Genomic DNA, 22,388 nt, shown 5'->3' with positions numbered 1-22,388 from the left:
TTCTCCATGCGCGAATAAATTAGGTAACCAAATGCAGAAGAAATCTATTTATGTTGTCTATACGGGCGGTACCATCGGCATGCGCCACTCACCACAAGGTTACATTCCTGTCTCAGGCCATTTACAAGCGCAATTGGCTCAGATGCCTGAATTCCACCGTCCAGAAATGCCTGAGTTCACTATTCGTGAGCACCAACCGCTAATTGATTCCTCTGATATTACGCCTGAAGATTGGCAAATCATCGCAGAAGATATTCGCCAACACTATGAACAATATGATGGTTTTGTCATCTTGCATGGCACAGATACCATGGCGTTTACAGCATCTGCACTCTCTTTTATGTTTGAAAACCTAAAGAAGCCCGTTATAGTGACAGGGTCACAAATACCATTGGAAGCGTTACGTTCTGATGGGCAAACCAACCTATTGAATGCGTTGTATTTAGCGGCGAATTACCCGATTAATGAAGTCGGGCTATTTTTCAATAATAAGTTGTACCGCGGTAACCGCACCGTTAAAGCACATGCCGATGGTTTCGATGCTTTTAGCTCACCGAACTGCTCACCGTTGATGGAAGCTGGCATTCATATTCGCACTTTCAATGCTTGCCCTGCACCTATTGGTGTAGGTGAGTTTAAAACCCATCACATCACCCCGCAGCCTATTGGCGTTGTCACACTCTACCCTGGTTTATCGATTGATATTGTCCGTAATATTCTTCAGCAGCCCGTCAAAGCGTTAATTCTGCGCTCTTATGGCGTTGGAAACGCACCTCAGCAACCTGAGTTACTGCGTATCCTACGTGAAGCCACAAATCGTGGGATTATTGTGGTCAACCTAACGCAGTGCATCTCTGGGCGTGTGAATATGGAAGGCTACGCTACAGGGCATGCCCTTGCAGAATCCGGGGTAATTAGCGGTTATGACATGACTTTTGAAGCGGCCTTGAGTAAATTACATTACTTACTAAGTCAAGATTACACACCTGCACTGATCCGCGAATTAATGCAAAATAATTTACGTGGTGAATTGAGCTACGCTGATGAATAACTGAGGAAATGATGAAAACGGCCTTATTGTTAGTCGATTTACAAAATGATTTCTGTACTGGCGGCACGCTCGCCGTGAATGAAAGTGAACACGTTATAGACGTAGCTAATAAGGCAATCACGGTCTGCCAACAAAAAAATATCACCGTCATTGCAAGTCAAGATTGGCACCCTGCTGATCATTTAAGTTTTGCTGAAAATTCAGGCACACAAATTGGCGATATCGGTGAACTTAATGGATTGCCACAAGTGTGGTGGCCAGTCCATTGTGTTCAAGGCAAACAAGGTGCGAGTTTTCATCCCCGATTAAACATGCAAGCTATCCAAGAAGCGTTTACCAAAGGCGAAAACCCGCAAGTTGATAGCTATAGTGCTTTCTTTGATAACGATAAAGTGAGCCAAACACGCTTACATACATGGCTACAAGCTAAAGGGGTCACTCACTTAATTATTATGGGAATTGCAACCGATTATTGTGTTAAATTTACGGTGCTTGATGCCTTAAATTTGGGCTACAGCGTCGATGTGTTAGTAGATGGCTGCCGTGGGGTTAACTTAGCCGCCAATGACAGCCAAAATGCGTTAATCGAGATGGAACAACAAGGTGCCAAACTTATCACATTAGATGATATTGGCTAACCGCCTATTTCCTACAGCAATATTTTCTCATGTTTTACATTCTGTGAGAAAATATTGCCCTTTCAAACCTCATTAAAAATACTGCTGTTTGATATCAATCGTTATTTTGCGGTTTGAGTGTGACGAGCATTTCCCCTTGGAACATCGTTTTAAGTTCTTGTTTGCTCTTCATGGTGATCTCACCATTTGTCCCCACCGTCATGTGCTCAGGATTATGGTTGTTCCGTGATTGCCACAGCATTACCATCTGTAAGCTATGTTCTTTCTGCTCTGCCGTTAAAGGAACGCCATCTGGCCATTTTCCTAACTCAACGGCTGTGACGAGGCGTTCATAAATTTCAGGGGTCATCACGGCAAGTAATTGTTCAATATGTTTTGGGTCGACTTCTACGTTCACGGCACGCTCCTTCGAAAATATAAACTAACTTTCAATTAAACTACTTTTTTATTTTTAGCTGAATCGTTATTGCCCGCAAAAGCTGAAAGTAAAAAATAAACTTCAGCACCTTTCAGCTGCCTATCCACGCGTCTTCTCACCTGATCCTTCATCCAAAAAGCTTAAGGATGCTGAATTAATACAGTAACGTTGACCTGTTGGCATGGGGCCATCAGGAAACACATGCCCTAAGTGTGCATCGCAATTTTGGCAACGAACTTCAATACGGTGCATTCCATGAGAGAAATCTTCGATGTATTTGATAGCATGGTCGTTCACTGCTTCATAAAAACTTGGCCACCCGCAACCTGCATCAAATTTAGTCTCAGACATAAATAAAGGTGTACCACAGCACAGGCATTCATACACACCCTCTTTACGGTTATGCAATAATTGACCACTGAATGGCGGTTCAGTGCCCGCTTGCTGTGTAACATAGCGCTGCATCTCATTTAAGTCTGAAATATCAACGTGTTGTTTATCTTTATCTGACATAACTTACCCACATATTTAAATAATTTGTTCGGTTGATGACTATCACACCGCAATTTTTAGCAACAAAAAATTAACAACAATTTTTATAAAACTATTCTAAACTAAGAAGCATCTTACTTTCCGTTTTGATTTGTGAAGCGTATCACATATATCACTGATAGATGGTTTCATTATGCCGTACAATCCCGATAATACGTGCGGCTGTATTTGCCGCTGAAATGGCGGACAAATAAGCAGTTAGTGGTATCAGAATTGATTTTTTTCAATAATTGACACGATTCCGCTTGACGGCTGGCAAGGTTTTGGTAACTTTAACTACAACTTAATTCACGAATAAATAGCTGGTGGAAATACTATGACTATCAAAGTAGGTATTAATGGTTTTGGTCGTATTGGCCGTATCGTTTTCCGTGCTGCACAAGAGCGTTCTGATATCGAAATCGTTGCTATCAACGACCTGCTCGATGCAGAATACATGGCTTACATGCTGAAATACGATTCAACTCACGGTCGTTTCAACGGTACTGTTGAAGTTAAAGATGGTCACCTGGTTGTAAACGGTAAAAAAATCCGTGTTACTGCAGAAAAAGATCCTGCAAACCTGAAATGGAACGAAGTCGGTGTTGACGTGGTTGCTGAAGCTACAGGTATCTTCCTGACTGACGAAACTGCACGTAAACACATCCAAGCAGGCGCGAAAAAAGTTGTCCTGACGGGTCCTTCTAAAGATGACACCCCAATGTTCGTTATGGGCGTTAACCACAAAGCTTACGCAGGTCAAGAAATCGTTTCTAACGCATCTTGCACAACTAACTGCTTAGCGCCACTGGCTAAAGTTATCAACGATAAATTCGGTATCGTTGAAGGTCTGATGACTACTGTCCACGCAACAACGGCAACTCAGAAAACTGTTGATGGCCCTTCTCACAAAGACTGGCGTGGTGGTCGTGGTGCTGCTCAAAACATCATCCCATCATCAACTGGTGCTGCTAAAGCTGTAGGTAAAGTTATTCCTGAGCTGAACGGTAAACTGACTGGTATGTCTTTCCGTGTTCCTACTCCAAACGTTTCAGTTGTTGACTTAACTGTTCGTCTGGAAAAACCAGCAACTTACGCACAAATCTGTGACGCTATCAAAGATGCGGCAGCAGGTGAGCTGAAAGGTGTTCTGGGTTACACTGAAGATGACGTTGTATCAACTGACTTCAACGGTGAAAAACTGACTTCTGTGTTTGATGCTAAAGCGGGTATCGCACTGAACGATAACTTTGTTAAATTAGTTTCTTGGTATGACAACGAAACTGGTTACTCAAACAAAGTATTAGACCTGATTGCTCACATCTCTAAATAAGAGTTGCTAAGTAATGAGTCTGACTGAGCCGCCTATTGGCGGCTCTTTTGTATCATATCGAATACTGCGTTAACATTTTCTCTCACTTCATTTATCTTTAATCCATTATTCGATACTGTATAAGTAAGACTTAAGATAAGTGCCACTCATCGCACAAATCAACCACTCGCAAAACGTATAATGCATATTTACTCTGTCTCCACTAACACAGGCCGATACCATGCACGAAAAAATTTTTGCTTTACCTGTTATTAAACAACTCTCTGCCTATATCACCCAACGCCAATTAGGTGACCTTCCACTGATTGTGGTTTCTCACCCAAAAGTGCGTGGTGCGGTTAGCTTACAAGGTGCACATCTTATTGACTGGCAGCCCGCAGGGCAAAAACCATGCCTTTGGCTGAGTTCAGAAAGTGCGTTTAAAGACGGTGTAGCTATCCGTGGTGGCGTTCCTATCTGTTGGCCATGGTTTGGCCCAGTTGCAAGTCCTAGTCATGGCTTTGCGCGTATTTTGCCTTGGCAATTTACGGCCCATAATGAACATGATGATGGTGTGATTTTAACCTTCACACTCACCGACACTGAATATACCCGTAAACTGTGGCCCCATGAGTTCACCTTGATTTTACGAATGAAACTCGGTGAAACCTGTGAGCTCGAGCTCGAAAGCTATGGCGACTTTGAAACGACGGCGGCATTGCATACCTATTTCAATATCAGTGATATTCACAAAGCGACAGTTTATGGCCTTGGTGGTCATTATTTCGATAAAGTCGCCGATAAAGAAGTGTATGAATCTGAACCGTTGAAATTCAATAAACACACTGACCGCATCTATTCAGAACCTGAAGAGTACAGCTTACTGCGCGATGATGGCTGGAACCGCACGATTGAACTGCATCATTACCATAATAGTGATGTGGTGTGCTGGAACCCTTGGGCGGAATTGTCATGCAGCATGCAAGATATGCCAAATAATGGTTACAAACAGATGGTCTGTGTTGAAACGGCCAGTATTAATGTGCCAATGAAAAGCGATGCACAGCACCCTGCTCGTCTATCTTTAGTAATGGTGGCTCGCGATAATAAACCGCAAGATTAATCGTGTCGCAAAATAAACCCCCAGCAGGATGAGACCCTACTGGGGGTTTATGACTCTCAACCACACATTAGAATGTGTAAGTTACACCCGTCCACATAATTGCAGAAACGGATTTGTTAACCATTGGGCTGTCTTTGACTTCACTTGGCAGACGGTCAACACGCCCCATCGCAAATACAGTCCAATTTTCGTCGAAACGGTAGTTACCCGTGACTTCCATATACGGCGTCCAGCTTGAGCCTGGGCTATAACGTTTCAAACCGCTATTACGGGATTCTTTTGAAGAAACGCCGTACTCATAACGGTTTTGGTTTTTGCTATCCCATTTGATACCCAAGCCAGGAGTGATAGACCACTTATCGCCTTCGAAGCCGTATAGGTAAGCAAACTCACCACGAATACCGTTGCTAATTCCAAGGATATCCCCTGAAATATTGGTACGTAGTGTTCCCCAATCCGCTTTATGACGATAAGTTAAACCTGTCATAACGGTATCACGACGGCGATTTAATTCGCGCATCGCTTTATCATCATTGTCTTTAGGCTTGAAAAATTGAGGGTAATAGAACGCATCTAAAGACAGTTGATCTTGCGTGTCATTCCACAGGTAGTAACCCGCAGCTAACGTATGAAAGTAAAAGTTTTCACTGTCATAATTCACAATCGGTACTGGCGTAATATAGTCACGAGACTTAATGCCTTTATACGGAGTAGACTGCGCCAATACTGAGCCACCTACAGACCATGTCCCAGCTAAAGCTGCACTGGATAACACGCTCAACGCCACAGCAAGTGTGGTTAATTTAATTGTTTTAGACATATCGTAAACCTAAAAATAATGAGAGACGGATCAACGTTGTATGTTATATCAATATGAAAGGATTCCCAATATTCATAATCCAAATCACATTTAAAGCTAAATTTGTGAGTTTATCAACAGCATTGGTTAACAATTATTCTACGCTGTTTTCGTAACGAACAGGAACTCTTTTTGCAAGGGCGCACATTAATTCATAGCCGATCGTCCCCGCGGCTTGCGCTACGTCATCTACCGGTAAGTTTTGCCCCCACAATTCGACTTTCGTTCCTAACTTCACATCATCACAGTGGGTAATATCAATCGTTAACATATCCATAGAAACTGCACCGAGTAAACCACAACGCGTTCCGTTGCACCAAACAGGCGTACCATTCGGTGCATGGCGAGGATAACCATCCGCATAGCCACAAGCCACTGTCGCAATACGCATAGGTTTTGATGAAGTGAATCGGCTACCATAGCCAATCGACTCTCCAGCCGCAATATTGTGTATCGCTATCACTTCTGATTGCAGCGTCATCGCGGCTTTTAGCGAATATTGACGAATATCCGCTGATTTACCACTAGGCGATGCGCCATACAGTAATATTCCCGTTCGTATCCAATCATATTGCGTATCTTTATGCCAAAGTGTTGCCCCCGAATTGGCAATACACGTTTGTAGTGACAAGTGGCTAAATTGCTTAATTTGCGCAAATGGCTCAGTAACACCTGTATGCGAATCTGAATTAGCAAAGTGGCTCATTATTGTCACGGAGGCAACATTTGGCATACTCACCAATCGTTGAACAACCACTTGATACTCCGAGGCAGAAAAACCTAAGCGGTTCATCCCACTATTGAGTTTTACATACACAGAAATAGGCGAAGATAGCTGTACATTTTCAATCGCATAAAGTTGCCATTCACTGTGTACGCTAGTGGTTAAATGATACTGGTCGATTGCGCCTAAATCTTGTGGCTGAAAAAATCCTTCTAGCAGCAAGATTGGCCCTTTCCAGCCTTCCTCACGCAACAAAATAGCTTCTTGAAGATCTAACACCGCAAAGCCATCAGTGGCTTTTAGTGCGGGCCAAATGTGTTTGATACCATGACCATAACCATCCGCCTTCATGACTGACCATATTTTTGCCTGCCCTGAGTGCTGACGCACAACCGATAAATTATGTTGTAAATTGTCTAAATGAATAACAGCACTAATTGGGCGTGGCATCTTAATTCCTTAAATACATGTCTATTTTTATGTCAGCACATCGGTTATCTAACCTAAATAAATTAACGCGCGGGGTTTAAATGCCCACCAGCTACTAATTTCGTATTAAACCCATCTAAATACCGTGATACGGATAAATCATCGGAGGCAATATCAGGTGTATTTCCTGAAATTAAATCCGCCAGCAATTTCCCCGCTCCGCATGCCATCGTCCAGCCTAACGTGCCGTGACCCGTATTCAAATATAAATTGCTATACGCTGTTGGCCCGACAATCGGCGTGCCATCTGGCGTCATTGGTCTAAGCCCTGTCCAAAATTGTGCTTGAGCGATATCACCACCACCTTGATACAAGTCTTGTACCACCATTTTTAGTGTTTCACAGCGTTTTTTCAGGATATTTAAATTAAAACCAACCACTTCTGCCATCCCACCGACACGTATACGTTCATCAAAGCGTGTCACTGCAATTTTATAGGTTTCATCTAAAATGGTGGAGGTTGGCGCTCTTTGTGCGTCAATAATTGGCATCGTCAATGAGTAGCCTTTAAGTGGATAAACCGGGATTTTAACCAGTTTTTGTAATATGGCAGTGGAATAAGACCCCATAGCCACCACATATTGATCAGCTTGCAGAATTTGGCCATCAATAAGTACGCCACTCACACGCCGCCCTTGCGTTAAAATGTGTTCAACTTGCACACCAAATTGGAATTTTACCCCTGCATTTCTTGCCATCTGCGCCAGTTTTTTGGTGAATTGCTGGCAATCACCCGTTTCATCATTCGGTAAACGCAATCCACCTGTTAATTTGTGCTTTACAAATTCGAGCGCAGGCTCCGCTTTCACCAATTCATCAGAGGTTAAGAGCTCATACGGCACGCCTTCTTGTTGCAGCACTGCGATATCGTTCGCGGCATTATCAAATTGCTTTGCGGTACGAAACAGTTGCAGAGTGCCCCCTTGGCGCTCCTCATAGTGAATGCCAATGTCATTTCTAAGTTCGCGCATGCAGTCGCGACTATATTCCGCAATACGCACCATACGGCTTTTGTTCATTGCGTAATGCTGAATATCACAGTTTTTGAGCATTTGCCACATCCAACGCAGCTGGAACAATGAGCCATCTGGGCGGATCGCCAGTGGTGCATGCTTTTCAAACATCCACTTCACGGCTTTCAGGGGAATACCCGGCGCACCCCATGGCGTTGCATACCCGGGTGAAACTTGCCCTGCATTACCTGCACTGGTTTCTTCAGCAACACCGTGCTGTCTATCCACAACAATAACTTCATGGCCTTCTTGCGCCAAATACCATGCGGTTGTCACACCAATAACACCTGCACCTAACACTAGAATTTTCATAGGGCCCTCAGCCGAAAAATAATAACTTATTCATTAGAATAATATTCTAGTATTCTTTTGCCAATGCAGTGAATTAACACTTTTAACAATTCAGATAAAAAATTCAGTTATTGTCACAATATATTTACAAAATAGATTTTTATTCTAATGGGTGAAATTGGTTAATTTTATTTAAACTTTAATTATCAACAGATTACCCAATAATAAGAAACTATCTCGAAAATCAATACAATCTTTTTCAGTAGAATCTATCAAATAACTAGAACTTATCCTTAATTACATTTATATTAACCAAACCTCACCCCCATGAAGTTATACGTTGCAAAAGATAAAATTAGCAGTTTATTATCTTATCAAATACTTCATGTCGATTGTTATATAGCACATTTTCAGTAATAACTGATAAAACGAGAGACTTAGAATGACTTGCAATAAAAAAGCCAGCTATCATCGTTGAATGCTGGCTCTAATCATTGAAATTTTGATTAACGGATATGCGCTAAATCAGATGGCATATTGCCTTGCATGGAATGCCAAATCAGGCCACTTTCTTTACCGTAATTACGTACACATTCCATAATGCGGTCATAGGCTTGCTCACGACAAAGGTGGCTCAGTTGCTGGTAAAAGCTTAACGCTAAGCGCCTTGCTTCAGGATTAGAAAAGTAATACCGCCCAACACGCGTGTATAACCCCCTTAACCCATTAATAATCAGCCCATAAATTGGGTTACCTGACGCGAAAGCGAGGCCGCGGAAAATGTTATAATCCAAATCGCTAAATGCATCTGAATTGTCTTCCACTTTTTCTCTGCCCGCTAATACTTCTAAAGACTTTTCTGGGTTGTTCCGAAATGCTGTTCGGATAAAAATCGCGGCAATATTTGTCCGTACCGCCAGTAAATTATCAATCAGTTGTGGAACCCTATCGTGATCTAAACGGGCGAGTGTTTCTAAAATATTTAATCCCGACGTTTCCCAATAGTTATTCACCTTAGTTGGCTTACCATGTTGGATGGTTAACCAACCATCACGAGCCAAACGCTGTAACACCTCACGTAACGTGGTGCGTGTCACACCAATTAACTCAGACAGTTCGCGCTCAGCAGGCAAGATTGAACCTGGTGGAAAACGGTTGTTCCATATACTTTCAATAATGTACTCTTCCGCAAAACCTGCCGGGCTTTGAGCTTTAATAACCATATTTTTATTATTCCAAACCTTTTAAACGGATATTGAGGAAATCATACCAGATTGTCGTCTCCTGATATAGTTAGACTCAAAATAAAGAGTGAAGCAAATCATAGAATTTCCATATAATTCATACATTATCAATTAGCAAATAGACTTAAAATCCTTAAAAGATAAGAGTAGTATGTTGTAGAACGTGACATAACATCCAATAAGAGGATAACGAACCATAATGGATTTTAGTTTAAAAAGCGCATTTTTGAAAAACTTTCTGGGAAATTCACCAGATTGGTACAAACTTGCCATTATTATATTCCTGATAATCAACCCACTGGTTTTCTATTTTGCCAGCCCATTCGTTGCGGGATGGCTCTTGGTGATTGAATTTATATTCACTCTAGCAATGGCATTAAAGTGCTACCCATTACAACCTGGTGGCCTACTTGCTCTCGAAGCGGTGATTATTGGCATGACAAGCCCTGCACAGATTTCCCATGAAATCAGTAACAACCTTGAAGTGGTTTTACTGCTGATCTTCATGGTGGCAGGCATCTACTTTATGAAGCAGCTTTTGTTATTTGTTTTCACCAAATTACTGATAAACGTCCGTTCTAAACGAATTCTGTCATTAGCCTTTTGCTTAGCAAGTGCGTTTTTATCTGCTTTTTTAGATGCATTAACCGTTATAGCTGTCGTGATCAGCGTTTCCATTGGTTTCTATTCTATTTATCATCAATATGCCTCCAATCAGCACAGTGATATTGACCTGCAAAATGATGGGTTCATCGATAGTTGCGAACAAAAACAAACTTTAGAACAATTTCGCGCGTTTTTGCGTAGCTTAATGATGCATGCAGGGATTGGTACGGCACTAGGCGGCGTGATGACTATGGTCGGTGAACCGCAAAACTTAATCATTGCAAAACATGTTAATTGGGATTTCATCACCTTCTACATTCGTATGGCGCCTGTCACTATCCCTGTTTTTCTGTGTGGGTTAATCGTTTGTTTTGTCGTTGAAAAATTCAAATTATTTGGCTACGGTGCAGAACTTCCTGACAGCGTTCGCCAAATTTTAACCGACCACGACAAAAAAATGACAGCTAAGCGTACAAAAAAGGAACAAGCGCAGCTGTGGGTACAAGGACTGATTGGGGTATGGTTAATTACTGCATTAGCGTTCCATTTAGCAGAAGTTGGGCTGATCGGTTTATCTGTGATTGTGTTAGCGACCGCATTTTGCGGTATCACCGAAGAACACGCACTGGGTAAAGCCTTTGAAGAAGCGCTACCATTCACTGCATTGTTAACCGTCTTTTTCAGTATTGTTGCCGTTATTATTGATCAACAGCTATTCACGCCTTTTATTCAGTTTGTTTTGCAATCATCTGAATCTTCTCAGTTATCGCTATTTTACCTGTTTAACGGCTTGCTATCAGCAGTATCAGATAACGTCTTTGTGGGCACTGTGTACATCACGGAAGCAATGAAGGCAGCGAATGAAGGGCTTATTTCATCTGAGCAATACCAGTTTTTAGCAGTGGCTATCAATACAGGGACAAACCTCCCTTCTGTTGCAACACCGAATGGTCAAGCGGCATTCTTGTTCTTACTCACCTCCGCACTCTCACCATTAATTCGTTTATCATATGGTCGAATGGTCTGGATGGCTCTGCCTTATACCATTGTCATGACCATTGTGGGCTTATTAGGTGTTGAATACTGGCTCGTACCAATAACCCATTGGATGGAGTCCATCGGTTTAATTACGTTTGGATAGGGATTATACTCAACATCAATCAGGCGTTTTTGTCATCGCCTGATTGTAATGTTAGGTAAAACCCAACTCGAAATGGCATTTATTTTGCTTTAGGCGCTTTTTTTATCAGGCAGATAGGGGCAAAATGTGCGCATCACTCAATTAGGATATCTCAAGTATGTTCCGATTTTTTAACTACTGCTCACAAGGACGAGGCGCATGGCTATTGATGGCCTTTACAGCCTTTATGTTAGAGTGTGCGGCATTATATTTTCAACATGTTATGAAGCTACAACCCTGCGTAATGTGTATTTATGAACGCGTCGCATTGCTGGGTGTTATGTTTGCAGGTTTAATTGGTGCTATCGCCCCGCGCAATATCATCATTCGTTGGGTCGCCATTGTTGTCTGGATTTACGCCGCGTGGCGCGGTTTGGATCTTGCATGGGAACATACCATGCTGCAACTTTACCCTTCGCCATTTGCTTCTTGTGATTTCTTTGTCAATTTCCCTGACTGGTTGCCACTGCAAGAGTGGGTTCCTGCGATGTTTGAAGCATCGGGTGACTGTGCGGCTAGGCAGTGGGCGTTTTTAGGCCTTGATATGCCACAGTGGTTGATTGGTATTTTTGCTGCTTATATTTTAGTAGCCGTTATTGTGTTAATTAGCCAATTTTTCCCTGCTAAAAAATCCTTTTAATTACAAATGAATTGAGTCAATGCAAAAAGCCCCTTATTTGAAGGGGCTTTTCTTTTGTGAATTTTGAATAAATATTAAATACAAGCACCGCTTTGAATCACATTTGCGGCGCAGCGTTTGCCATTCGCAAATTGACAAACTGCTGTTTCATCGCCATTGAGTTCAAGTGTTAATGCAGGTAATCCCCCTGCAGAAACACAAGCTTCTTGGATCCCAGGCCCTAAATTAACCACTTGCTTCGCATACTGAGTTGCAGAGTTATCAACGGTTTTATTCACTTCTGAGCTTCCACAAGCCGATAACATCACTGACATTACACCCGCCACAGCAACAGCCATCACAGGTTTTAATAACTGGCTGACCTTACGCCCCATGCTCTTTGTCTCCTATAAAACCGCTGTCATCCTTTGCACTTAATGCGTGCTACTTTTTGAAAATAAATTGATGACTAAAACACCAATAATAATTAATAGCATACCAATAATTGCAGGTAAATCGAGTTTTTGGTTGTAAATAAAAATTGCAGCGACTGAAACTAACACAATCCCTAAGCCAGACCAGATAGCATAGGCGATCCCCAATGGCATCACTTTCACTACCTGTGATAACCCCCAGAAAGACACCCCATAGCCAATAATCACAATTAAAGACGGCCAAAAACGGCTAAAACCATCGGAAGCTTTTAACGTGGTAGTTGCAATCACTTCGGCAATAATAGACATCAAGAGAAAGCTAAGGCCTTTCATGGGTGATCCTTATTGTTGTATTAAAAGATAAAATATAACGATAAAACAGAAAAAAGCTCCGCATGCTTTAAAAGCACTACAGAGCTTATTTAACAACCTATTAATTTAACGTCTTAATGTTGTGCGGCTGGAGTCAGTTTATCACTCAATGTTTGGCTATAACGTCTAAATAAATAAAGGCACAAAACAAACGCTATTACACCAATCACTGCGCCCACATAACCAATTCGCGTCATTCCCATATGTACAATCACTTGATTCCCTAACAACGCACCACCGCCGATCCCAATATTAAAAATTCCGGAGAAAATAGCCATCGCTAAGTCCGTTGCATCAGGTGCCAAATCAATCACTTTCACCTGCATGCCTAAACTAATGCACATCATCGCAATTCCCCAGAACACAGACAAGATAATCAGTGACCAGGCATTGCCCCCCATCGGTAACAGCAACAATAGGCACAGTGTCATTAAAGCTATCGCTGAAGGCAGGAATATTAATGAAAGTTTTGTGCTATAACGGCTAAAGATGATACTGCCAATAATACCCGCAGCGCCGAAAATTAGCAGCAATACCGTGGCAAAGTTTTGGCTTTGATGCGCCACATCACGAACAAAAGGCTCAATATAGCTGTAGGCGGCAAAGTGTGCCGTCACCACTAATACCGTCAATGCGAACATCCCGACTAGTGCTGGGCGTTTAAATAACACAGGGAGACTTTTTAAAGAACCTGAATGTTCACTGGGTAAGCGAGGTAAAAAGCGGATCAGTGCAATCATCGTGAACAGCGCCACGACACCAATACACAAAAACGTCACTCGCCAGCCTAAAAACTGGCCAATAACGCGACCAATTGGCAGACCTAAAACAGTGGCTAATGCGGTCCCCGTTGCGAGTAACCCTAATGCCTGTGCTTTTTTTCCTGCGGGGGCAACACGAATAGCCAAAGAAGCAGTAATCGACCAGAAGACCGCATGAGACAGCGCGACACCCACACGTCCAATAATCAGCACGTCAAAGTTCCACGCAAAACCTGTAACAATATGGCTAATAATAAAAATAACAAACAAGAAGCCCAGTAACTTACGACGTTCTATTTTACTGGTTAATAACATTAATGGTAATGACATCAACGCTACCACCCACGCATATATGGTGATCATCAACCCTGTATGCGCTACCGTCATGTCAAAACTGGCCGCAATATCACTTAATAATGCAACAGGGACGAACTCTGTTGTATTAAAAACAAATGCAGCAACCGCTAGCGCTAAAACGCGGATCCAAGCGGTTTTTCTCGATACTTGTGTCATTATTTATCTTGCCTTCAGTTTTCCATAAGCTAATGACATAAATCGGTTACCGACTTATGACGATGGCACATGGGAAATATATGTTTAGAACTAAACTGAACGATTAAACGGTGTTTTATTGTTCTACACACCGTATTTTTGTGAATTGTATCACAACTATTTAGCTATTTTAAAGCTCGCTCTTGATATTGATAATCAACAGCAAACTACTAAACCCCAAAATTAATCTTTCCCCAAAAAAACATTACGATGCAAATATCACCAATGTTTTCTGAAAATTAATCAAATGGATCATAGCCTGCATGCTTTATATTCGATTGCATACATCTTATTTATCTGAAAGCACATATTATTTTTTCTATGCTACAATCCATAAAATTACTTTTTATCTTAAAGGATCGATTCAATGAAAACCCATTTTCCTACTGAGCCTGATGTCAACGCACTTGCAGATGAAGTGACCTGCTTAAAAAACTTAGTCACTCATATGCTTAAAGCAATTGGCCAAGCTGATGCAGGTAAGATTTTGATCAAAATGCAACGTGAAGTTGCTCAAATGGAAGACGAAAAACAAGCAGAAACTTATACAAGCATCTTAGAACAAATTAAAACAGGCTATCGCCAATAGATTATTTAGCGATAAATGCTATTTAAAGCATAAAAGCATTCAAGAATGGATTAACTGCACAAATAACTAAGTTTTTGTTATCAAAATCATCTATCTTTATTTACGAATTAAACCATTCTTTATTCATTTAGCTCCCCCTTCAAAACCCTATGAAGGGGGCTTTTTTTTGCCATTAATTATTACCTTGCTTGCGCATACAAGTCATTACAGTAATTCGCATACTCATCTAATGTTGTGTTCTTCGTTTGCTTATCCCAACTTTTTTGCTCTTCAAAAGCCCAAACTCGAAATACCTGGCCTAGATTTGCCCCAGACATCCCAACTTCTTTGTATATCCGATGGTAAAAACCTTGGTTTGATTGATAAATTTCAAATTTAATGGGGATAAGCCTTGCAGGGTTGGACTCAGTTTGAAATGAATTACCAAAGAGTATTGTCTTAACAAGTATGTCCATGAACTGCTCCCATATGAAATTGAACACAGGCAAAATTACCTATAGTTAGTGTTAATATAGCTTATATTAGGATATATTCATGCCTTGTTATCAAATAACTTAGTGTTATTACGTAACAAAGAAAAAAATAATACGTCAGTTTGGCTAGTTTTGAAAAGTTCAATCCCTTGCTTTAATTTGCTGGCATACAATGCAACTCGGTTTCCCAATCCTCATATGGCGGGTCAATAGCATATGAATTGTCATCATACCAACGAATATAGTCGGTAGCGCGTTTTTGCGCGTGCTTGAAGTTAGTGACATCTCCATTTTCATCAAGCTCTAGGGTATTGAGTAAAATGGCATACACTTGCTCAACCAAACTGGGATTGTCCGCACACAATTCAACATAATCAACCCCACTTAACATATAGTGACTACCACTGGTCATAAAATATGCGAAGGTTCTCAACGCACCACTAACACTCTGTGAAAGTTTCATTGCTATCCCTATAACTATTCCATAAAAAAAGCCACTTCATTTGAAGTGGCTTTCTGTACTATTTCAAATATTCACCTGAGCGAAGTGCTTCAATTCGTTTGTCTAACGGTGGGTGAGACAGGAATAATTCACTGAACGCCTTACCACGACCATTAATACAAAATGCCATCAAACGCCCTTCTTCTTGCGGCTCATAACTGGTTTTCAGCCTTTGCAGCGCCGCGATCATTTTTTCACGCCCCACTAATTTTGCAGAGCCTGCATCAGCATGGAACTCGCGGTAGCGAGAGAACCACATGGTAATAATACTCGCTAAGATACCAAATACAATTTCCAATACCATTGAAACCGCAAAGTAAACCATTGGGTTGCCGTTGCTGCTTTCACTTTCGTTATCATTGTTTGACATAAAGCCTGCTGCTAACTGGGCAATGATACGAGAAATAAAGATAACAAAGGTATTCACAACGCCTTGCAGTAACGTCATTGTCACCATATCACCATTGGCGATATGGCTAATTTCATGGGCAATAACCGCTTCTGCTTCATCGCGGCTCATGTTTTCAAGTAACCCTGTGCTCACTGCGACTAGAGAGGCATCACGACGAGCCCCCGTTGCAAAAGCATTAATATCAGGCGCATGGTAAATCGCCACTTGTGGCATTTGAATGCCCACTTGCTGCGCTTGGCGCTGAACTGTTGTCATTAGCCACTGTTCAGTTTGGTTACGTGGGTTTTCGATAACTTCACCACCCACCGATTTTAGTGCCATCCATTTAGACATTAACAGTGAGATAAAGGCGCCACCAAAACCAAATAAGCCTGCCATAATTAACAAGCCTTGAACGCTGCTTCCGCGAATACCGGTTAAACTCAATATTATTCCAAACACAAACATAACCGCTAAGTTTGTGAGCAAGAATAAAGCAATTCTCATCATTTTTTTGTATTCCTTGGTAAAAACTAAGATCACGTAGAATTTACTTTATAAATAAGGTTTTTTCACACTATTTCAAGTCAATTAACACGAAAACAGTAAAAAATAACATAACTTTACACTAAGAGGTTAAAAAATGGGAAAGCACTCCCTATGCCTTTCATTTTATTTAGCATCCAATTTTTAAATATTTGTTTTAAAAGGGTCAATTCATAACTATTTCAATTTAAACTTCTTTTTAATTGAATCGAGAAAGCTAATTATTGAAGGGTATGAATCTTAATAATGTATTTATCTGCTCTTTTGATCTCTTTCTTAGCCTGATAAGCAATATTTAAGGTTTCGTTTACAAAAAATAATGCCACACAGCGGTGGCATTATCATCACAATATAATCATAGGAAAACAGCGAAAAACGCGTGTCCTAATTGGCTTTCTCTTTGGCGGCTTTTGCCGCTTTTTCTTTTGTTGCTTTAGCTGATTCTTTATCTGCTGCTTTGGTGGCTTTTTCTTTAGCAGCTTTAGCGGGTTCTTTATCTGTTGCCTTAGTTGCTTTTTCTTTCACTGCTTTTTCTTTATCTGCTGCTTTGCTTGCCTTTTCTTTTGTTTCTTTCACTGCATCTTTTTTATCTGCGGCTTTTGAAGCTTTTTCTTTTGTCTCTTTCACGACATCTTTATCCGCCGCTTTAGACGCTTTTTCTTTTACTGCTTTTGCAGATTCTTTATCCGCTGCTTTGGACGCTTTTTCCTTTGTTTCCTTCACAACATCTTTATCTGCGGCTTTGGAGGCTTTCTCTTTGACTGTTTTTGCTGTATCTGACGCTTTAGTGGCTTTTTCACTCGCAGTTTTACTGGCTTTATCCCCTGTCGATTTAATTGAATCAGAAACAGAAGGCTTGCTGGATTGTTTCGCAACTCCCGCACCGATTACAGCACCAGCTGCCCCCGCTTTGCTGTTTATATCGTTTTTTAATTCAATGGTACACACTTGCTCTGAACGGCTTGTTGAACCATCGTTACAAATAAATTTACCATCCTCACAGCGGTCTATCCCACCTTTACTGCCCGAGCAAGGGTAATTTCTTGCACTGGCGCTGTTGACCGCAGACACCATAATGACACTAACAGCCATTAATCCTAAAAGTAATTTACGCATGGTATTGCCTCATATTTAAGGGAGCTACACCAAAAGTTTAGGATAAATTAAGCAAAGGTAAAGAAAACTAATGCCTACAGGATGAAGTTTTAATTGAAATATTATATCGATTATATTCAATAATCATTTTTTGCAAGAAAGCATAAGCTAAATCAATATAAAATCATTGTATATTTTTAGGAGGGAATATGTTTTCTATTTTTAATCGTATCAGCGTCACTCATGACAATTTGTCTTCTGCTCTGACGAAAAAGGCGCACAATAAAGATTTTTCAAATAAAACATTACATAAGCTCATTGCTATAACTAATAAGCAGCTAGGTATTAGTAAAGGTGAACTCCATAATCTAATGATTAATAATAAAAATATTGCGTTTAGTGAAAAATCACATAATCTTGCAAATCAACTAAAAGCAATTTCTTATCAGATAATATCTCCTGCTATTGAGTCAAAAATACAATCTTGGATCCAACAATGCGAAATGCCAATTTTACCTAGAGCCCAATTAAAAGACACTTCCAGAAAGAATTCACCAAGCTTTACAGAATTTACTGAGGCTAACTATCAAAGAATTGGCGAAATCTTAGGGCAAGGTGGAGAGGCGATTGTTGTAAGTGATAAAAAAAATCCACATTTAGCTTTTAAAATATTCTTCGATGAATCAAAAATCCATGAAATACATGAACAAGCAGACTCATTTAACCGATTTTATGGCCAAAAATCAGCAATTGTCATTGGAAATAGGGCCATTTTAATGAAAAAAATTGAGGGTATTCCCTTATCTGAAGTTTCTTCTTTCAAATCTGATGCGCCATTGAAATTATTAGAACTCATAAAACAAATGAAAGAAAAAGATTGTCCACCAACTGATTTGTCTGAAAACAATTTTCTCTATGATATAAATTCAGGTAATTTTTTTCCTGTAGATATAGGCAAAAAATCGAATAACCAAACTGATCCCAATGGGGTTAAGTGTTTATTAAATTTAATTAGCAAGAGGCTAAGCTAAACCAATACATTTTTCCCCATATCAACATACATAAAAAAAAGCCAGCTTACGCTGGCTTTTTGATGTATTTCAAACTACTGGTTACCTGATAGCATTTTGGTGTTTTGTTTTGACAAATCAACCGCCATCTTCACCGTTTCATCCAAATATGGGTCTGGTGCTTCGTAATCCTTTGGTAAATCATCCAACTTCTTGAGGAGTGGTTTACCTTCTTTAGCATTACGTTCATTTATTCGTTTTAGTTTCGTCGCTTCGATTTCATCATCTTCTTTCTTACGCTCTGCATAATTTAATGAAATCAGATTTTTACTTTCTTTACTCACTTTATAGCGCGCGATATCTTCATCGATATAATTGAATTCACGATCCTGACTGATTCTATCGAGGTGTTTAGTTTTAATGGCAGACAAATCAGGTGAAATATCACCAACTTTGCTATAATTCGCAGCAGGAATGCTATCCCACGGCAGCGCATTATCTTCAAAGCTTTCACCTGTTTCAGCAGGGTCTTGCCCCGTTGGCATCACCACATCAGGGGTTACCCCTTCACGTTGCGTACTGCCACCGTTTACACGATAAAACTTCTGAATGGTATACTGCACAGAACCTAATGATGGCCATTCCGGTTTCAGCATCTGGTCATACACACGACTTAAGCTACGGTGTTGCTGAACAGTTCCTTTACCAAAAGTTGGTTCGCCTACAATTAACGCTCGACCATAATCTTGCATTGCCGCGGCAAAAATTTCAGACGCTGATGCACTAAAACGATCCACTAAAACGACCAATGGCCCTTTATAGTAAATCACATCATCATCATCGACATCTTGGCGCACTTGACCATTGTTATCACGAACTTGAACAATTGGCCCTTTTGGAATAAACAAGCCTGATAATGAAACGGCTTCTGTCAGTGCCCCACCACCATTGCCACGAAGGTCAATGATTAATGCAGAAACATTGTCTTTCACCATGTTTTGCAGTTGAGTTTTTACGTCATTGGTTAGACCCACATAAAAACCTGGGATATCTAAAACAGCAACTTTATCTTTACCTTGCTGTTTAATCGTCAGTTTTACTGCGCGATCTTCCAGTCGGATCTGCTCCCGAACTATGGTAACGATATGTGGCTTCGCCCCTTTAGTATCAGAAACGACTTCCAAACGAACCTGACTTCCTTTTGGCCCTTTGATCAACGCAACAACATCATCCAGACGCCAACCAACCACGTCAACAATCGGTTTACCCGTTTGACCAACTCCGATAATTTTATCACCGACTTTTAACTCTTTACTTTTAGCCGCTGGGCCGCCTGCTACCAGTGAGTTAATCACCGTATTTTCGTCATCTTGCTGTAAAACAGCACCAATTCCTTCTAATGAAAGGCTCATTTCAGAATTAAATTGCTCTGTATTACGAGGGGAAAGATAACTGGTGTGCGGATCGATTTCACGCGCAAATGAGTTCACAATCAATTGAAAAACGTCTTCACTTTGCGCTTGGGTTAAGCGACGTAACGCGAAATTATAGCGCTTAGTGAGCTTTTCTTTGATTTCTTTGTCATCTTTGCCTGAAAGCTTTAAATTTAACCAATCATAACGCACTTTTTGATCCCAAAGATGGTCAAGCTCTTGCTTGTCTTTCGGCCAAGGTGATTTTGAACGGTCAACTTCAATCGAATCCGTCGCATTTAAATCAATCGGTTGTTCTAAACGCGCTAATGCATATTTAAAACGTTCGAAACGTCTTTCCTGAGACAGGTTATACAGGTCATAAAACGTATCTAATTTGCCATCTTCAAGCCATTGACCCACTTTTCCTTTATCTTTGGTATATTGGTCAACATCGGATTGAAGCAAAACATTATGGCCGAAATCTAACATATTGAGATAACGGTCAAATATTTTCCCAGAAAACGCTTTGTCTAAATCAAATTGGCGGTAATGTGAACGCGTAAACCGTGAGGTTACCCTTTCACTGACTGTGCCGTGCTGTGCGCTCTGTTTTAAGACAGGTAACTGAGCAGCAGTGACCGGAGTCACTGCTTGAGTATTAGCGATTGCACTACCAAAAGTCGCCAGACTAACGACAAGTGCAACTTTAAGAAGTTTGTTCATGACCTGATTGACCTCCGTATCAGAACTTTAAATGTTCCGCGCGTACAATCATTGCCAGTCCAGTTGGCAATTGAACTCTCACACCGTCTTTCGCAATTTCCAGAACAGATGCGTCCATCAAGCTGCTACCGACTTTCACTTTCAAGGTTTGACCTATTGAAAGTGCGTTGATATCAGTCACTGATTTCAGATTTTGCTCAGGTTCTGGATTGTTACGACGTGGAGTTTTCGCTGATGTATTTTGCGGGCGTTCTTTATTGTCTGACGGGCGACGACGTGGTGCTTTGTCTTTTGCAGCATCTGGATTACGAGCAGGTTTGTCACCCGTTTTTTTTGCTGCTGGGCGTTTTTGCGCTTTTTGTTCAGCACGCTGTGCTTGAACGCGCGCTTTCGCCTCAGTTAATTGCTGACGAGCATGAGCAATGTGCTCTGCGTCTAGCTCACCACAATCTTCGCCATTTAGGTCAACGCGTTTTGCGCCTTCTTTAACACCGTAAAGGTAGCGCCAGCTTGAAGTATACATACGTAACGCAGAACGCAATTGCGTTTTGCTAATACCATCTTCTTCTGTCAAGCACCCTACGATATCTTGAAAAATTCCGACTTTTAACGGACGTGCTTCGCCTTCAGCGATAAAACAGCGTGGAAAACGCTCTGCTAGAAATGCGATAACTTCTTTACTACTATTCAACTTAGGTTGATTTTCCATGAAATTTCCTGATAACAACGATTTTGCCAACCTCACGGGCATGAACAAGCCGACATTATAATCGTGTTGCTGACAATTGCCACGTTACTATTAATTTTACAGCCCAATATTTAGTAATATTTTGGCATAGAACACATTGCCAGATGTTGACACAACTGGTTTACAAGGTGTTGTAACCCTTTTTCATCTTCTTGGTCGAACTGGCTAATATTTGGACTATCAATATCTAAAACACCGATATTTTGACCATTTACCACCAACGGAAAGACAATTTCAGCATTACTTGCAGCGTCACAAGCAATATGACCAGGAAAAGCGTGAACATCTTCAACACGCTGAACTTGGTTTTCACTAAATGCCGTACCACAGACCCCTTTGCTGAACGGAATTCGAACACATGCAACTTTTCCTTGGAATGGGCCTAAAACAAGCTCTTGGCCATTGCTCAAGTAAAAGCCCACCCAGTTAACACCATCTAAACGTTCATATAATAACGCACTGGTATTTGCCAAGGTCGCAATTAAATCATATTCTCCCGCCAATAATGCAGAGAGATTATCTGAAAGTTCGAGATAATACTTCTTTTTATCCATAATTATTTCTAGTAATAATCAAGTAATTAAAATACACATATGTAAGAGTAATGCTAAGGTTACCAAGTTGTCACTTTGAGGTAAATTTTTTTACACTAGATTACATCTAGGCGAAACCCAAAAAT

At 40.8% G+C, this 22,388-nt stretch carries 24 protein-coding genes; 8 read left to right on the top strand and 16 right to left on the bottom strand.

The window, feature by feature from the left end:
- Positions 1 to 31: 31 nt before the first annotated feature.
- Positions 32 to 1,051 (top strand): asparaginase, encoded by a 1,020-nt coding sequence (gene ansA, locus ABWP91_RS00675; RefSeq protein ID WP_353241545.1) that lies wholly within the window; start codon positions 32 to 34, stop codon positions 1,049 to 1,051.
- Positions 1,052 to 1,062: 11 nt separating this feature from the next.
- Positions 1,063 to 1,689: a bifunctional nicotinamidase/pyrazinamidase gene (gene pncA, locus ABWP91_RS00670; protein WP_353241544.1), complete on the top strand. Its 627-nt coding sequence runs from the start codon at positions 1,063 to 1,065 to the stop codon at positions 1,687 to 1,689.
- Positions 1,690 to 1,783: 94 nt separating this feature from the next.
- Here pncA and ABWP91_RS00665 read toward each other — a convergent pair whose 3' ends face one another.
- Both ABWP91_RS00665 and msrB read right to left on the bottom strand, forming a co-directional pair.
- Positions 1,784 to 2,086, bottom strand: coding sequence for a YeaC family protein (locus ABWP91_RS00665; protein ID WP_353241543.1), 303 nt, complete (start codon positions 2,084 to 2,086; stop codon positions 1,784 to 1,786).
- Between the two features lie 120 nt (positions 2,087 to 2,206).
- Positions 2,207 to 2,620 carry a peptide-methionine (R)-S-oxide reductase MsrB gene (gene msrB / locus ABWP91_RS00660; protein ID WP_353241542.1) on the bottom strand — a complete coding sequence of 138 codons (414 nt, stop codon included), beginning with the start codon at positions 2,618 to 2,620 and terminating at the stop codon, positions 2,207 to 2,209.
- A gap of 355 nt (positions 2,621 to 2,975) precedes the next feature.
- Here msrB and gapA point away from each other — a divergent pair, with 355 nt between their 5' ends.
- Together gapA and ABWP91_RS00650 are read left to right on the top strand one after the other, a co-directional pair.
- On the top strand, positions 2,976 to 3,971 hold the full coding sequence (gapA, locus tag ABWP91_RS00655; protein ID WP_273803150.1) for a glyceraldehyde-3-phosphate dehydrogenase: 996 nt from the start codon (positions 2,976 to 2,978) through the stop codon (positions 3,969 to 3,971).
- A gap of 220 nt (positions 3,972 to 4,191) precedes the next feature.
- Positions 4,192 to 5,073 carry a D-hexose-6-phosphate mutarotase gene (locus tag ABWP91_RS00650; protein WP_353241541.1) on the top strand — a complete coding sequence of 294 codons (882 nt, stop codon included), beginning with the start codon at positions 4,192 to 4,194 and terminating at the stop codon, positions 5,071 to 5,073.
- A 67-nt stretch (positions 5,074 to 5,140) separates the two neighbouring features.
- Here ABWP91_RS00650 and ABWP91_RS00645 read toward each other — a convergent pair whose 3' ends face one another.
- From ABWP91_RS00645 to fadR, 4 genes are all read right to left on the bottom strand, one after another.
- A complete protein-coding gene (locus ABWP91_RS00645) occupies positions 5,141 to 5,893 on the bottom strand; it encodes a MipA/OmpV family protein (RefSeq protein ID WP_353241540.1) in 753 nt (250 codons plus the stop codon).
- Positions 5,894 to 6,026: 133 nt separating this feature from the next.
- On the bottom strand, positions 6,027 to 7,106 hold the full coding sequence (gene alr, locus ABWP91_RS00640; protein WP_353241539.1) for an alanine racemase: 1,080 nt from the start codon (positions 7,104 to 7,106) through the stop codon (positions 6,027 to 6,029).
- A gap of 62 nt (positions 7,107 to 7,168) precedes the next feature.
- Positions 7,169 to 8,470 carry a D-amino acid dehydrogenase gene (locus ABWP91_RS00635; RefSeq protein WP_353241538.1) on the bottom strand — a complete coding sequence of 434 codons (1,302 nt, stop codon included), beginning with the start codon at positions 8,468 to 8,470 and terminating at the stop codon, positions 7,169 to 7,171.
- A 485-nt stretch (positions 8,471 to 8,955) separates the two neighbouring features.
- The gene (gene fadR / locus ABWP91_RS00630; protein ID WP_047756875.1) at positions 8,956 to 9,672 is read right to left on the bottom strand and encodes a fatty acid metabolism transcriptional regulator FadR; all 717 of its coding nucleotides are present in this window, start codon (positions 9,670 to 9,672) and stop codon (positions 8,956 to 8,958) included.
- 220 nt (positions 9,673 to 9,892) lie between these two features.
- Between fadR and nhaB the strand changes: the two genes are divergently transcribed.
- Together nhaB and dsbB are read left to right on the top strand one after the other, a co-directional pair.
- Positions 9,893 to 11,440 carry a sodium/proton antiporter NhaB gene (nhaB, locus tag ABWP91_RS00625; RefSeq protein ID WP_353241537.1) on the top strand — a complete coding sequence of 516 codons (1,548 nt, stop codon included), beginning with the start codon at positions 9,893 to 9,895 and terminating at the stop codon, positions 11,438 to 11,440.
- 157 nt (positions 11,441 to 11,597) lie between these two features.
- Complete coding sequence (gene dsbB, locus ABWP91_RS00620) at positions 11,598 to 12,119, top strand: disulfide bond formation protein DsbB (RefSeq protein WP_353241536.1); 522 nt, start codon at positions 11,598 to 11,600, stop codon at positions 12,117 to 12,119.
- 74 nt (positions 12,120 to 12,193) lie between these two features.
- On the opposite strand, the gene ABWP91_RS00615 is transcribed toward dsbB, so the two are convergent.
- The 3 genes from ABWP91_RS00615 to ABWP91_RS00605 form a co-directional block, all read right to left on the bottom strand.
- Positions 12,194 to 12,493: a DUF333 domain-containing protein gene (locus tag ABWP91_RS00615; protein ID WP_353241535.1), complete on the bottom strand. Its 300-nt coding sequence runs from the start codon at positions 12,491 to 12,493 to the stop codon at positions 12,194 to 12,196.
- A gap of 39 nt (positions 12,494 to 12,532) precedes the next feature.
- Positions 12,533 to 12,865 carry a DMT family transporter gene (locus ABWP91_RS00610; protein ID WP_353241534.1) on the bottom strand — a complete coding sequence of 111 codons (333 nt, stop codon included), beginning with the start codon at positions 12,863 to 12,865 and terminating at the stop codon, positions 12,533 to 12,535.
- A 113-nt stretch (positions 12,866 to 12,978) separates the two neighbouring features.
- On the bottom strand, positions 12,979 to 14,178 hold the full coding sequence (locus tag ABWP91_RS00605; protein WP_353241533.1) for a sugar transporter: 1,200 nt from the start codon (positions 14,176 to 14,178) through the stop codon (positions 12,979 to 12,981).
- Between the two features lie 406 nt (positions 14,179 to 14,584).
- On the opposite strand from ABWP91_RS00605, the gene ABWP91_RS00600 reads away from it, so the two are divergent.
- On the top strand, positions 14,585 to 14,806 hold the full coding sequence (locus tag ABWP91_RS00600; protein WP_353241532.1) for a DUF2594 family protein: 222 nt from the start codon (positions 14,585 to 14,587) through the stop codon (positions 14,804 to 14,806).
- A 179-nt stretch (positions 14,807 to 14,985) separates the two neighbouring features.
- On the opposite strand, the gene ABWP91_RS00595 is transcribed toward ABWP91_RS00600, so the two are convergent.
- The 4 genes from ABWP91_RS00595 to ABWP91_RS00580 all read right to left on the bottom strand — a co-directional run bounded on the left by ABWP91_RS00595 (position 14,986) and on the right by ABWP91_RS00580 (position 17,834).
- Positions 14,986 to 15,261, bottom strand: coding sequence for a hypothetical protein (locus ABWP91_RS00595; RefSeq protein ID WP_353241531.1), 276 nt, complete (start codon positions 15,259 to 15,261; stop codon positions 14,986 to 14,988).
- Between the two features lie 172 nt (positions 15,262 to 15,433).
- A complete protein-coding gene (locus ABWP91_RS00590) occupies positions 15,434 to 15,742 on the bottom strand; it encodes a DUF7677 family protein (RefSeq protein ID WP_353241530.1) in 309 nt (102 codons plus the stop codon).
- Positions 15,743 to 15,800: 58 nt separating this feature from the next.
- Positions 15,801 to 16,682 (bottom strand): protease HtpX, encoded by an 882-nt coding sequence (htpX, locus tag ABWP91_RS00585; protein ID WP_206086163.1) that lies wholly within the window; start codon positions 16,680 to 16,682, stop codon positions 15,801 to 15,803.
- A gap of 420 nt (positions 16,683 to 17,102) precedes the next feature.
- Positions 17,103 to 17,834, bottom strand: coding sequence for a cell envelope biogenesis protein TolA (locus ABWP91_RS00580; protein ID WP_353241529.1), 732 nt, complete (start codon positions 17,832 to 17,834; stop codon positions 17,103 to 17,105).
- 188 nt (positions 17,835 to 18,022) lie between these two features.
- Here ABWP91_RS00580 and ABWP91_RS00575 point away from each other — a divergent pair, with 188 nt between their 5' ends.
- On the top strand, positions 18,023 to 18,844 hold the full coding sequence (locus tag ABWP91_RS00575; protein WP_353241528.1) for an OspG family effector kinase: 822 nt from the start codon (positions 18,023 to 18,025) through the stop codon (positions 18,842 to 18,844).
- A 74-nt stretch (positions 18,845 to 18,918) separates the two neighbouring features.
- On the opposite strand, the gene prc is transcribed toward ABWP91_RS00575, so the two are convergent.
- From prc to msrC, 3 genes are all read right to left on the bottom strand, one after another.
- Positions 18,919 to 20,961 carry a carboxy terminal-processing peptidase gene (gene prc / locus ABWP91_RS00570; RefSeq protein WP_353241527.1) on the bottom strand — a complete coding sequence of 681 codons (2,043 nt, stop codon included), beginning with the start codon at positions 20,959 to 20,961 and terminating at the stop codon, positions 18,919 to 18,921.
- Between the two features lie 19 nt (positions 20,962 to 20,980).
- On the bottom strand, positions 20,981 to 21,670 hold the full coding sequence (gene proQ, locus ABWP91_RS00565; RefSeq protein ID WP_353241526.1) for an RNA chaperone ProQ: 690 nt from the start codon (positions 21,668 to 21,670) through the stop codon (positions 20,981 to 20,983).
- Positions 21,671 to 21,780: 110 nt separating this feature from the next.
- Complete coding sequence (gene msrC, locus ABWP91_RS00560; protein ID WP_353241525.1) at positions 21,781 to 22,263, bottom strand: free L-methionine (R)-S-oxide reductase MsrC; 483 nt, start codon at positions 22,261 to 22,263, stop codon at positions 21,781 to 21,783.
- Between the last annotated feature and the right edge of the window lie 125 nt (positions 22,264 to 22,388).

The organism is Providencia sp. (assembly GCF_040396775.1).
Lineage (GTDB): Bacteria > Pseudomonadota > Gammaproteobacteria > Enterobacterales > Enterobacteriaceae > Providencia.
The sequence above is the reverse complement of the archived record's forward strand: the minus strand, read 5'-3'. Positions and strand labels throughout refer to the sequence as shown.

Bases quoted from the DNA above. Each gene is read 5' to 3' on its own strand.
- ansA (WP_353241545.1), top strand. From the start codon at position 32: ATGCAGAAGAAATCTATTTATGTTGTCTATACGGGCGGTACCATCGGC.
- pncA (WP_353241544.1), top strand. From the start codon at position 1,063: ATGAAAACGGCCTTATTGTTAGTCGATTTACAAAATGATTTCTGTACT.
- msrB (WP_353241542.1), bottom strand. From the start codon at position 2,620: ATGTCAGATAAAGATAAACAACACGTTGATATTTCAGACTTAAATGAG.
- gapA (WP_273803150.1), top strand. From the start codon at position 2,976: ATGACTATCAAAGTAGGTATTAATGGTTTTGGTCGTATTGGCCGTATC.
- ABWP91_RS00650 (WP_353241541.1), top strand. From the start codon at position 4,192: ATGCACGAAAAAATTTTTGCTTTACCTGTTATTAAACAACTCTCTGCC.
- ABWP91_RS00645 (WP_353241540.1), bottom strand. From the start codon at position 5,893: ATGTCTAAAACAATTAAATTAACCACACTTGCTGTGGCGTTGAGCGTG.
- alr (WP_353241539.1), bottom strand. From the start codon at position 7,106: ATGCCACGCCCAATTAGTGCTGTTATTCATTTAGACAATTTACAACAT.
- ABWP91_RS00635 (WP_353241538.1), bottom strand. From the start codon at position 8,470: ATGAAAATTCTAGTGTTAGGTGCAGGTGTTATTGGTGTGACAACCGCA.
- fadR (WP_047756875.1), bottom strand. From the start codon at position 9,672: ATGGTTATTAAAGCTCAAAGCCCGGCAGGTTTTGCGGAAGAGTACATT.
- nhaB (WP_353241537.1), top strand. From the start codon at position 9,893: ATGGATTTTAGTTTAAAAAGCGCATTTTTGAAAAACTTTCTGGGAAAT.
- dsbB (WP_353241536.1), top strand. From the start codon at position 11,598: ATGTTCCGATTTTTTAACTACTGCTCACAAGGACGAGGCGCATGGCTA.
- ABWP91_RS00615 (WP_353241535.1), bottom strand. From the start codon at position 12,493: ATGGGGCGTAAGGTCAGCCAGTTATTAAAACCTGTGATGGCTGTTGCT.
- ABWP91_RS00610 (WP_353241534.1), bottom strand. From the start codon at position 12,865: ATGAAAGGCCTTAGCTTTCTCTTGATGTCTATTATTGCCGAAGTGATT.
- ABWP91_RS00605 (WP_353241533.1), bottom strand. From the start codon at position 14,178: ATGACACAAGTATCGAGAAAAACCGCTTGGATCCGCGTTTTAGCGCTA.
- ABWP91_RS00600 (WP_353241532.1), top strand. From the start codon at position 14,585: ATGAAAACCCATTTTCCTACTGAGCCTGATGTCAACGCACTTGCAGAT.
- ABWP91_RS00595 (WP_353241531.1), bottom strand. From the start codon at position 15,261: ATGGACATACTTGTTAAGACAATACTCTTTGGTAATTCATTTCAAACT.
- ABWP91_RS00590 (WP_353241530.1), bottom strand. From the start codon at position 15,742: ATGAAACTTTCACAGAGTGTTAGTGGTGCGTTGAGAACCTTCGCATAT.
- htpX (WP_206086163.1), bottom strand. From the start codon at position 16,682: ATGATGAGAATTGCTTTATTCTTGCTCACAAACTTAGCGGTTATGTTT.
- ABWP91_RS00580 (WP_353241529.1), bottom strand. From the start codon at position 17,834: ATGCGTAAATTACTTTTAGGATTAATGGCTGTTAGTGTCATTATGGTG.
- ABWP91_RS00575 (WP_353241528.1), top strand. From the start codon at position 18,023: ATGTTTTCTATTTTTAATCGTATCAGCGTCACTCATGACAATTTGTCT.
- prc (WP_353241527.1), bottom strand. From the start codon at position 20,961: ATGAACAAACTTCTTAAAGTTGCACTTGTCGTTAGTCTGGCGACTTTT.
- proQ (WP_353241526.1), bottom strand. From the start codon at position 21,670: ATGGAAAATCAACCTAAGTTGAATAGTAGTAAAGAAGTTATCGCATTT.
- msrC (WP_353241525.1), bottom strand. From the start codon at position 22,263: ATGGATAAAAAGAAGTATTATCTCGAACTTTCAGATAATCTCTCTGCA.